This is a genomic window from Luteibacter sp. P1_D3, from assembly GCF_056406135.1.
In genome coordinates, this window is sequence record NZ_JBFUAT010000068.1 from 1 (window position 1) to 10,090 (window position 10,090).

At 65.0% G+C, this 10,090-nt stretch carries 10 protein-coding genes; 5 read left to right on the forward strand and 5 right to left on the reverse strand.

Features of this window, described 5'->3' with window-relative positions; all coding sequences use genetic code 11:
* Positions 1 to 323: 323 nt before the first annotated feature.
* Positions 324 to 1,529, reverse strand: coding sequence for a tyrosine--tRNA ligase (gene tyrS, locus AC1DYM_RS22515; protein ID WP_477342205.1), 1,206 nt, complete (start codon positions 1,527 to 1,529; stop codon positions 324 to 326).
* A 182-nt stretch (positions 1,530 to 1,711) separates the two neighbouring features.
* Between tyrS and AC1DYM_RS22520 the strand changes: the two genes are divergently transcribed.
* Both AC1DYM_RS22520 and AC1DYM_RS22525 read left to right on the forward strand, forming a co-directional pair.
* The gene (locus AC1DYM_RS22520) at positions 1,712 to 3,217 is read left to right on the forward strand and encodes an OapA family protein (protein WP_477342207.1); all 1,506 of its coding nucleotides are present in this window, start codon (positions 1,712 to 1,714) and stop codon (positions 3,215 to 3,217) included.
* A 3-nt stretch (positions 3,218 to 3,220) separates the two neighbouring features.
* On the forward strand, positions 3,221 to 4,336 hold the full coding sequence (locus AC1DYM_RS22525) for an anhydro-N-acetylmuramic acid kinase (protein WP_477342209.1): 1,116 nt from the start codon (positions 3,221 to 3,223) through the stop codon (positions 4,334 to 4,336).
* 3 nt (positions 4,337 to 4,339) lie between these two features.
* Here the strand turns inward: AC1DYM_RS22525 and AC1DYM_RS22530 are convergent, their stop codons facing one another.
* The 3 genes from AC1DYM_RS22530 to AC1DYM_RS22540 form a co-directional block, all read right to left on the reverse strand.
* Positions 4,340 to 4,651 carry a hypothetical protein gene (locus AC1DYM_RS22530; RefSeq protein WP_477342211.1) on the reverse strand — a complete coding sequence of 104 codons (312 nt, stop codon included), beginning with the start codon at positions 4,649 to 4,651 and terminating at the stop codon, positions 4,340 to 4,342.
* Positions 4,652 to 4,723: 72 nt separating this feature from the next.
* A complete protein-coding gene (locus AC1DYM_RS22535) occupies positions 4,724 to 6,022 on the reverse strand; it encodes an AmpG family muropeptide MFS transporter (RefSeq protein ID WP_477342213.1) in 1,299 nt (432 codons plus the stop codon).
* Complete coding sequence (locus AC1DYM_RS22540; protein WP_477342215.1) at positions 6,019 to 6,789, reverse strand: exodeoxyribonuclease III; 771 nt, start codon at positions 6,787 to 6,789, stop codon at positions 6,019 to 6,021. Before AC1DYM_RS22540 ends, AC1DYM_RS22535 begins: the two co-directional genes overlap by 4 nt.
* A gap of 57 nt (positions 6,790 to 6,846) precedes the next feature.
* Here AC1DYM_RS22540 and AC1DYM_RS22545 point away from each other — a divergent pair, with 57 nt between their 5' ends.
* From AC1DYM_RS22545 to AC1DYM_RS22555, 3 genes are all read left to right on the forward strand, one after another.
* Positions 6,847 to 7,347, forward strand: coding sequence for a GNAT family N-acetyltransferase (locus AC1DYM_RS22545; RefSeq protein WP_477342217.1), 501 nt, complete (start codon positions 6,847 to 6,849; stop codon positions 7,345 to 7,347).
* Between the two features lie 13 nt (positions 7,348 to 7,360).
* Positions 7,361 to 8,008: an orotate phosphoribosyltransferase gene (gene pyrE / locus AC1DYM_RS22550; RefSeq protein ID WP_477342219.1), complete on the forward strand. Its 648-nt coding sequence runs from the start codon at positions 7,361 to 7,363 to the stop codon at positions 8,006 to 8,008.
* 98 nt (positions 8,009 to 8,106) lie between these two features.
* On the forward strand, positions 8,107 to 8,763 hold the full coding sequence (locus tag AC1DYM_RS22555; RefSeq protein ID WP_477342221.1) for a DUF4124 domain-containing protein: 657 nt from the start codon (positions 8,107 to 8,109) through the stop codon (positions 8,761 to 8,763).
* 8 nt (positions 8,764 to 8,771) lie between these two features.
* Here AC1DYM_RS22555 and AC1DYM_RS22560 read toward each other — a convergent pair.
* Positions 8,772 to 10,090 (reverse strand): phosphomannomutase/phosphoglucomutase (locus AC1DYM_RS22560; protein ID WP_477342223.1); only part of this gene is annotated, 1,319 nt, incomplete at its 5' end.

The window sequence follows — 10,090 nt, forward strand, 5'->3', positions numbered from 1 at the left end:
AGTGGGACACTTGCATTTGGTTGACTACTTCAGTCCACCGCAAGGCGTCCACACAATTCACCTGCGCACACTGTCAAAGATCTTGTTCGCTCCGCAGAAGCATTTCGCTTTCTGCGTCAGGACATTTCGTCCTAGTGAGCCGCCCATTCTATATCGTTTTTCGTTTCCGTCAACACCCTCGTGAATCTTTTTTTCGAGGTTGTCGCCGAAGCGATATAGCTGCCGAAGCGTTCGTCTTTCGACGTGGGCCGCTGCGGGAGGCGAATAATACCGATTCCTGAGCCTCCCGCAACCCCTTTTGTGAATCTTTTTTGAAAGCGACGTTAAATCAGGCGGATACGCGCGAAATTTCTTTTGCCAACCTGGAGCACGCCTTCGAATCCGGCCGTGAAGACGCGCAAAGCATCGTCCACCACCTCCCCATCGATACGCACCGCACGTTCCTTGAGCTTGCGGTTCGCCTCGGAATTGCTCGGCGTAACGCCCGCCGCCGTAAGAAGAGCGGCGAGACGGAAGCCTTCAGCGGGCGCTTCGATGTCTGCCAGAGGCAGAAGGCTGGTATCGCCCTCCCCTGTGACGACGGCATGCCAGCCGGCAATGGCCTGCTCGGCGGCAGCCGCATCATGGAAGCGCGTGGTCAGTTCGCGGGCCAGACGTAGCTTGGCGTCCCGGGGATTGAGGACGCCCGAGGCGATCTCTTCCTTCATCCGGGCGATATCCTCCAGGGACACGTCGAAGCTGAGCAGTTCGAACCACCGCCACATCAGGTCGTCACCGATCTTCATGGTCTTGGTGACCATATCGATGGCGGGTTCATTGATACCTATGTAGTTGCCTAGCGACTTGGACATCTTGTTGACGCCGTCCAGGCCCTCCAGCAAAGGCATCGTCAGGACGATCTGCGGCGGCTGGCCGTGGTGCTCCTGCAGGGCACGGCCCATGAGCAGGTTGAACTTCTGGTCGGTGCCGCCCAGCTCCACGTCGCATTCCAGCGCCACGGAGTCGTAGCCCTGGACCAGCGGATACAGGAACTCGTGGATGGCGATGGGCTGCTCGGACTTGTAGCGCTTGGCAAAGTCGTCGCGCTCGAGCATGCGAGCCACGGTGTGCTGGGCCGCCAGGCGGATCATGTCCGCGGCGCCCATCTTGCCGAACCACTCGGAATTGAAGCGCAGTTCGGTCTTGGCCCGATCGAGCACCTTGAAGACCTGCTCGGCATAGGTCTCGGCGTTGGCCAGCACGTCCTCGCGGGTGAGCGGCTTGCGGGTGACGTTCTTACCGGTGGGGTCGCCGATCATCCCGGTGAAGTCGCCGATCAGGAAGATCACCTGATGACCGAGATCCTGGAATTGGCGCATCTTGTTCAGCAGGACCGTATGACCCAGGTGCAGGTCCGGGGCGGTCGGGTCGAACCCGGCCTTGATACGCAGGGGGCGGCCCGTCTTCAACCTGGCTTCGAGGTCTTCCTTCTTGATGATCTCGTCCGCGCCGCGTGCGATCAGCGCCAGGGCCTGGTCCAGCTCGTTCATGCTTTCTCTCTGGTAGTCATGGGTCTGCGGCCTTCACATATGTGTGTGAAGAGACCGTGGGGGTTAATTGTGCGTTAACCCAAAGATGCGATGCAAAGCCTTGATGGCAAAGGCGTTGACGCCGTTTGCACGAGGCCGTTATGGTACGCGACAACCCGGGGCGAGCGGATACAAGAAAGACAATGACTGATGAGAACAGAGGCGCGCACAGCGCCCGCAAGCAGGCGATCCGTCGCAAGGCGCAGCGCCGTCACTCGCACTTCTACGATAGTCGTGCGCATTGGTCGTTCAGTCGCAACGCGTCGTCGGAGCCGCTGAGCTGGTCGCGAGAGCGCTGGATCCTCGCCGGCACCGCCTTCCTTCTTGTGATTCTTTCCGCCCTCGTGATCCCGGCCTGGGCCGGCGCCATGAAGTCGTCGTCGGTCGCCCCGGCACCGGGCATCGCGGCAAAGACCACGGTCGCCACCGCGGTCGTGGCGAGCACCGACCCGCTCGACCACGCCATCGTCCCGCTTGCCTTGCCGAAGATGGACCCGGCCACGATCAAGCCGATCGCTCCCGTTGACGAGTGGCAGACCGTGCAGGTGCATCCGGGCGAGACCCTCGCCGACATCTTCCTGGCCCAGGGCCTGTCGATGACCGATCTCCAGCACGTGATCGACGGCTCGGGTGGCACGAAAGTCTTCCACCAGATCAAGCCGGGCCAGGAATTCCAGTTCCTCGTCGGCGGCGATCACACGCTCAAGGGCGTGCGCTTCGACCAGGACGAGGCGACCATCGCCACCTTGCGTCTCGACGGCGCGTCCCCCCAGCTCACCACGAAGACCCGCGACGTCCAGCGCCGCGAACACATCTCCCATGGGGTCATCGACAGCTCGCTGTTCGGTGCGGCGTCCAAGGCGGGCATGAGCAACGCGATGGTGCTGAAGCTCGCCGAGGTGTTCAAGTTCGATATCGACTTCGTCCAGGACCTGCGCGTCGGCGATAACTTCACCGTCATCTATGACGATGTCTACAGCGACGGTTCGTACCTGCGCGAGGGCGACATCGTCGCCGCCGAGTTCGTCAACCAGGGCAAGCGCTATACCGCCTATCGCTTCAAGAATGCCGACGGCAAGTGGAGTTACTTCAGCGAAGAAGGTCGCCCGCTCACCGGCTCCTTCCTGCGCATTCCGGTCGACTTCACGCGCATCTCGTCGCAGTTCAGCGCCGGTCGCATGCACCCGATCCTCGGCACGATGCGCGCACACAAGGGCGTCGACTACGCCGCCCCGACGGGCACGCCGATTCATGCCGCGGGCGATGGCGTGGTCAAGTTCCGCGGCTGGATGAACGGCTACGGCAACTTCGTCGTCATCCAGCACAATGCGACGATCAGCACCGCTTACGGCCACATGTCCCGCTTCGCCAACCTTCGTGTGGGCCAGCGCGTGAGCCAGGGCAACACCATTGGCTTCGTCGGCATGACCGGCCTGGCTACCGGGCCGCACCTGCACTACGAATTCCGCGTGAACAACGTGCAGCGCGATCCGCAGACGGTGACCCTGCCGAAGCCGGAGCCGCTCCCGGCGGCGCAGCTGGCGAAGTTCAAGAAGGAAGTGGTCGCCCCGCAGCTGGCCCGCCTCAACCAGGTCGACAACAACACCAAGCTCGCGCGCGCCGATACGGCACCGCGCAGCGACGACTGAGTCGTGTCTAACGACGATGGTCTCTACCTTGGCCTGATTTCCGGGACCAGCGCTGACGGCATCGACGCCGCGCTGGTCCGCTTCGACGAGGGACGCCCGTCTCTCGTGGCTGGCCTCACGCATCCCTGGGACGACACCCTGCGCCGGCGCATTCTCGCCGTGGCGCAGGATGAAGACCGTCTTGCCCTGGACGACTACGGCCGTCTCGATGTCGCCGTGGCCCACGCGTTCACCGATGCGGCGCAGGCCGTGCTCGAAAGGGCGAGGGTCTCATCCACCGCGGTAAAAGCGATCGGATCGCATGGGCAGACCATTCGCCACCGACCCGACGGCCCACTCCCGTTCACGCTGCAGATCGGCGACCCGTCGGTCATCGCCGAACGTAGCGGCATCGATACCATCGCCGATTTTCGTCGTGCCGATGTGGCCGCGGGCGGACAGGGCGCGCCGCTGGTCCCCGCTTTTCATGCCACGGTGCTGCGTCCCGCCACGGGTGCACGTGCGGTGCTCAACCTCGGCGGCATCGCCAATGTCACGCGGCTATCCGCCCATGGCGAGGTTTCCGGCTTCGACACCGGCCCGGCCAATGGGCTGATGGACGCGTGGTGCCTGCGCCACCGCGGCGAAGCCTTCGACCGCGACGGCCGCTTCGCCGCAGCCGGGACCGTCGACACGACCCTGCTCGGCGAATTGCTCGACGATGCGTACTTCGTGCTGCCGCCACCGAAGAGCACCGGTCGCGAACACTTCCACCTCGCGTGGCTGGATGGCTATCCCCGTGTTGCCGGCAACAGCCCGGAAGATGTTCAGGCCACCCTGCTGGCATTGAGCGCGGTGTCGATCGCGGACGCGATCGACCGCTACGCCGGGGATGCCACTGAGGTCGTCGCCTGCGGCGGCGGCGTGCATAACGCGACCCTGATGCGCGCGCTGGCCGAACGCATGCCGGGGCGCGCGATGGTGACCAGCACGGCATTCGGCATCGATCCCGATTTCATGGAAGCCATGGCCTTCGCGTGGCTGGCTTACCGCCGCGTTCGCGGCGAGCCCGGCAATCTGGCAAGTGTCACGGGCGCACGTGGCCCGCGCCTGCTGGGCGCGCTTTACGCGGCGCCCTGAACCTCAGAACGATTCGTCGGGCACGCTGGCCTGACGCTGGGCTGCATCGATGAGTGACGAAGGCGATGCCTGGGCGAGGGCGGCCAGGGCTTCCTGGAACGCCGCCTGCTCCTCGGCATCCCACGCCCCGGTCAGGTGCGCGATATCGCCGGGCTGCAGCAGCAGCTCGCTGAACACATCGCCTGCGCTGAGGCCGAGGCCATAGCGCAGCGCGTGCAGGATCACCTCATTGATCGACCAGCGGCGTTCGCGCGCGAGCGTCTTGATCCGCTCGGCCATCTGCTCGTCGATGTGTCGCACCACGATATCTGGCACGTGCGTTACCTCCTCGCGCATGCCCCCTGTGCGGCAGATCTTACACAGTTTTGGCAATTCGTTGTGCTGGTCTTATGGCCTGTCCGTTGGGGTCGGCAGGCGGCGCCAGAGCAGGGCTAGCACCAGCAACGTGGGCACGATCGAGACCGTACTGATGATGAAGAGCGCGGAATAACCGGAGTCCTTGACCAGGAAACCGGACATCCCGCCGATCACTTTGCCGGGCAGGTTCGCCAGCGAACTGAGCAAGGCGTACTGCGTCGCGGTGAAGCTGCGGTTGACCAGGCCGGACATGAAGGCAACGAGGATCGGCCCCGCAAAACCTTGCGCAAAGTTGTCGCCCGACAGGGTCACGACAAAGGCCCAGGTCTGCCCGGGGTTCTGCGCCATCAACAGGTAAAGCATGTTGGACAAGGCGACGCCCAGGGCGGCGACGACCAGCAGGCGGCGCATCTCGAAGCGGGTGACCGCCCAGCCGCCCAACAAGGCACCGGCGATGCCGATGATGACGCCGTAGACCTTCGACACTTCCGCGATCTGCGTCTTGCTGAAGCCTGCATCGAGGTAGAACGGGTAGGCCATCACCCCGAGCATCTGGTCGGGCAGGCGGAACAAGGCGACGAACAGGAGCAGCCCAAGCGCCAGCCCCAGGCCATACCGCGAAAAGAAGTCGCGGAACGGTCCGATGAAGCCTTCCTGGATCGCGACACGCAGTGGCAGGCGCTCGCGCACCCGGTGCTCGGGTTCACGCGCGATCAGCACGGTCACGATCGGCACGATCAGGAGCAGGCAGATCGCCATGTACCCGCGTTGCCAGCCGACCTGGTCGGCAATCAGCAGGATACCGGCCCCGCTCGCGATCAGGCCGAAGCGATAACCCAGGGTATAGGTCGCGGCCAACGCGCCCTGCGCTTCGATCGGTGCGATCTCGACGCGATACGCATCGACGACGATGTCGATCGTCGCACCCGCGAAGGCGGCAAGGATCGTCGCGCCGACAAAGCGTGGCAGCGATGCCGTCGGCGGCATGAAGGCCATCGACAACAGGCCCGCGGCGAGCAACAGCAGGGCGAACATCAACCAGCCGCGACGTTGGCCCAGCCGGCAGAACAGCGGCAGCCGGAACTTGTCGACCAGCGGCGCCCAGAGGAACTTGAAGTTGTAGCTGAAGGTGACGTAGCTCGCCAGGCCGATGGCGCCGTAGTCGACGCCCGACTCCTTCAGCCACGCCGAGAGCGTGTTGCCGACCAGCAGGAACGGCAGGCCCGAGGCCAGGCCGAAGAACAGCATGGTCACCGCACCCGGCTGGGCGAATGCCGCGGCCACGCCACGCAGCCCCTTGTAGCGGGCCACACCGGCCACTTCGGTCACTCCGCGTAATCCACGGTGTAGGGCGCGTGGTCGGAGAAGCGCTCATCGCGATAGATGGCGCAGTCGCGCGCCCGCGCGCCCATGCCCGGCGTCACGATCTGGTAGTCGATGCGCCAACCCACATTGTTCGCGCGCGCCGCGCCACGGTTGGACCACCAGGTGTATTCGACGGCGTCGGGCTTGATCGCGCGGAAGCTGTCCACCCAGCCGATCTCCTTGAAGAGCAGGTCGAGCCAGGCGCGCTCCTCGGGGAGGCAGCCGGAATTCTTCTGGTTGGACGTCCAGTTCTTGATGTCGTTCTTGGTGTGGACGATGTTCCAGTCGCCACACAGCACGTACTCGCGCCCGCTGGCGGCCCACTCGCGCAGGATCGGCGTGAGCCATTCCATGACGCGGAACTTGTACTGCTGCCGCTCGTCACCCGACGAACCCGACGGGATATAGAAGGAGACGACACTGAGATTACCGAAGCGCGCCTCGATGTAGCGTCCTTCGCAGTCGAAGTCCTCGCGCCCCAGCGAAACACGCACTTCGTCGGGCTCGCGCTTCGAATAGATCGCGACACCGCTGTAGCCCTTCTTGCTGCGGGCATCGTGATAAAAGCAGTGGTGCCCGTCCGGACGGAACATCGGATCGATCAGCTGGGCTTCCTGCGCCTTGGTTTCCTGCAGGCAGACGACGTCGGCGTCCTGGGCGCGCAGCCATTCGAAGACGCCTTTGGTGGCGGCGGAACGGATACCGTTGGCGTTCAGCGAAATGATGCGCATGGGACCTTGGGGTGCGTTTGACGAATCTCCCCATCATACCGGGCCCATAATGGCGGCATGAAGAGTGCCCTTCGCGTCATGCCCGTGGATGCCGACCTGYGGCCCGGTGTCCTTGCCCTGCGCGTGCAGGACGAGCAGTTGCCATTCGTCGGTCGTATCGGGGATTCCCTGGCCGACGTGGCCGTATGCCCCGGCAGCGACGCGCTGGCCCTGGTCGTCGATGACGATGTCGTGGGCTACGTGCGCATCGACCGACGCGCCACTGCCCTGGGCGACCACCCCCTGGCCGATGGCGCCGTCGCCCTGCGCAGTTTCATGATCGACGCCCGACGCCAGGGCGAAGGGCTGGGGCGCCGCGCGCTCGATGCCATCCATGCCTACGTCGCCGGACGCCATCCCGATCGCGAGCGAATCCTGCTGACGGTGAACGTGCGCAACGAAGCAGCCGTTCACGTGTACCGCCGCGCCGGCTATCGCGACAGCGGTGAGCTGTACCATGGCGGGCTGGCGGGTCCGCAGTTCGTGCTGTGGCGACCGCTGCACCCCTGGAACCCCTGAGAGAGATACCGCCGTGCACGATTACCAGCGCGAATTCATCGAGCTCACCCTGGCCCGCGACGTGCTTCGCTTCGGCGACTTCACGCTGAAGTCGGGCCGCAGCAGCCCGTACTTCTTCAACATGGGCCGGATCGACTCCGGTGCCGCGCTGGCCCGGCTCGGGCGCTCGTACGCCGAAGCGGCCACCCGATCGGGCGTGCCGTTCGACATGCTGTTCGGCCCTGCCTACAAGGGCATCGCCCTGGCTGCCGCGACGGCGATCGCGCTGGCCGATACCCAGGACCGCGACCTGCCCTGGGCCTACAACCGCAAGGAAGCCAAGGCCCACGGCGAAGGCGGCTCCCTCGTCGGCGCGCCACTGAAGGGTCGCGTTCTCATCGTGGACGATGTGATGACCGCGGGCACGGCCGTTCGCGAATCGCTCGAACTCATCCGCGCACAGGGCGCCGAACCGGCGGGCGTGCTTATTGCCCTCGATCGCCAGGAGCGCGGACAGGGCGAGCTGTCGGCGGCACAGGAAGTGGCCGCCCAGTTCGGCATTCCGGTCATTGCGATCGCCACCCTGGCCGATGTCCTTACCTATGCAGGTGAAAAGCCCGAGCTGGCCGCGGAATACGGGCGGCTGGTGGCGTACCGCGAGCAGTACGGCGTCAAGGCCTGAGAAAACGGCGACTGCGTCACGCGAGGCCGGCGCACATGCCGCCCCCGCGCAATCTGACGCCGCTCGCTGGCTATACTCGCTCGACAGGAGGGAACACCATGCGTGCAGTGCGTTACACCCTGGCGGGAGCCATGCTGTGCCTAGGCACGGCCGGCTTAGCTGCCGCCCAGAGCAATACGGCCAATAACAACGGTTTCCGCTACAAGTGGAAAGACACGTCGGGGCATTCGTATTTCAGCGACAGCCTGACACCGGACGCGATGATGGCCGGCTACGACGTCGTCAATGCTCAGGGCGTCACTGTCCGGCATGTGGATCGCCAGATGACGGCCGATGAACGGGCGGCGGCGAAGAAAGTCGCGGACCAGAACGCCGCGGCCTTACAGGCCGAGCAGCAGCGCCAGCGCGAAGACAACCAGATGCTCAACGCGTACCCGAACGAAGCCTCGTTCATGTCGGCGAAAAACGCCGAACTGGAGAACTTCGAGCAGGCCACGCGGACCACCCGGCTGAACCTGCAGGGGCAGGAGAAGGCACTGGCCGACCTGCTCACCCGCGCCGGCGACCTGGAACGCGCCAAGCAACCGGTGCCGCCGTACCTCAACCAGCGGATCACCGAGCAACGCAACACGGTGGCCTCGCTTCGCGCCACCCTCCAACGCCAGCAGGCATCCCGGGACGCTGCCAAGGTGAAGATCGACGGCCAGCTGCAGCATTATCGCCAGCTGAAAGCCGCCGCTGCCAACGGCGGCTGATCACCTCGTCAGAACGGCAGGGCCAGACTCCGGTCGACCGCCAGCAGACGCTGGCGGAAGGCCTGCTTCACCCGTTCCAGAGCCTTGGCGGTGTCTGCGTCGAAGCGGAAGACCAGGGCCGGTGAGGTGTTCGACGCGCGGACCAGGCCCCAGCCATCGGGCCAGTCCACCCGGATGCCGTCGATCGTCGTGACCCGCGCGTCGTCGAACGTCGCGGACGTGCGGAAGGCCTCGATGAAGCGGAAGGGCGCACCCTCCTCCATCGGCAAACGCAGCTCCGGGGTGGACACGCTGCTGGGCAACTCCTCGAAAAGCGCCGCGACACTGCGTTCCTCGAGATCGCCGGCGACGATCTCGAGCAGGCGGGCAGCCGCATAGATGCCGTCGTCAAAGCCGTACCAGCGATTGTTGTCCGCGAAGAAAAAGTGACCGCTCATCTCGCCAGCCAGGGCCGCGCCTGTGTCACGCATTTTCGCCTTGATCAGCGAGTGTCCCGTGCGCCACATGAGCGGCACGCCGGCGGACTCCTGGATCACCCGGCGCAGGTGCCCGGTGCATTTCACGTCGAAGATCACCGTCGCGCCCGGATTGCGCGTAAGCACGTCCCTGGCGAACAGCATCAGCAGACGGTCGGCGTAGATGATTTCGCCGCTGGCCGTCACCACGCCCAGGCGATCGCCGTCCCCATCGAATGCGATGCCGAGATCCGCGCCGATCGTATGGACGGCAGCGATGAGGTCACCGAGGTTTCGTGGATCGGACGGGTCCGGGTGGTGGTTCGGGAAGGTGCCATCCACATCGCAATACAACGGCACCACGTCGCAACCGATTTCCTCGAGCACACGGGGTGCGACCGCGCCAGCCACGCCATTACCGGCGTCGACAACGACCTTGAGCCGCCGTTCCGCCGAGACATCGCCGGCGATCTTTGCCACGTAGGCATCGACGATCGACTGCTCGCGCCACGTTCCGAGGCCGTCTTCCTGGAGACGATCCTCGGCGATGCGGCGGTGCAGATCGGCGATGGCACCTTCAGCGAGGGTTTCACCCCCGACGACGATCTTGAAGCCGTTGTGGTCGGGCGGGTTATGGCTTCCCGTGACCGACACGGCGCAGCCCGTGCCAAAGTGGAATGCAGCGAAATAGGCCACGGGGGTCGGTACCGCGCCGAGGTCGATCACGTCGATGCCGGCGGCACGAAGACCGTCCGAAAGCGCACCGGCCAGCTCGGGGCCCGACAGGCGTCCGTCGCGGCCCACGACGATTTCACGCAGGCCCCGCTCGTTCATGAGGCCACCGATAGCCTGGCCGATACGGCGTGCTATAT

Bases quoted from the DNA above. Each gene is read 5' to 3' on its own strand.
- tyrS (WP_477342205.1), bottom strand. From the start codon at position 1,529: ATGAACGAGCTGGACCAGGCCCTGGCGCTGATCGCACGCGGCGCGGAC.
- AC1DYM_RS22540 (WP_477342215.1), bottom strand. From the start codon at position 6,789: ATGCGCATCATTTCGCTGAACGCCAACGGTATCCGTTCCGCCGCCACC.
- AC1DYM_RS22555 (WP_477342221.1), top strand. From the start codon at position 8,107: ATGCGTGCAGTGCGTTACACCCTGGCGGGAGCCATGCTGTGCCTAGGC.
- AC1DYM_RS22520 (WP_477342207.1), top strand. From the start codon at position 1,712: ATGACTGATGAGAACAGAGGCGCGCACAGCGCCCGCAAGCAGGCGATC.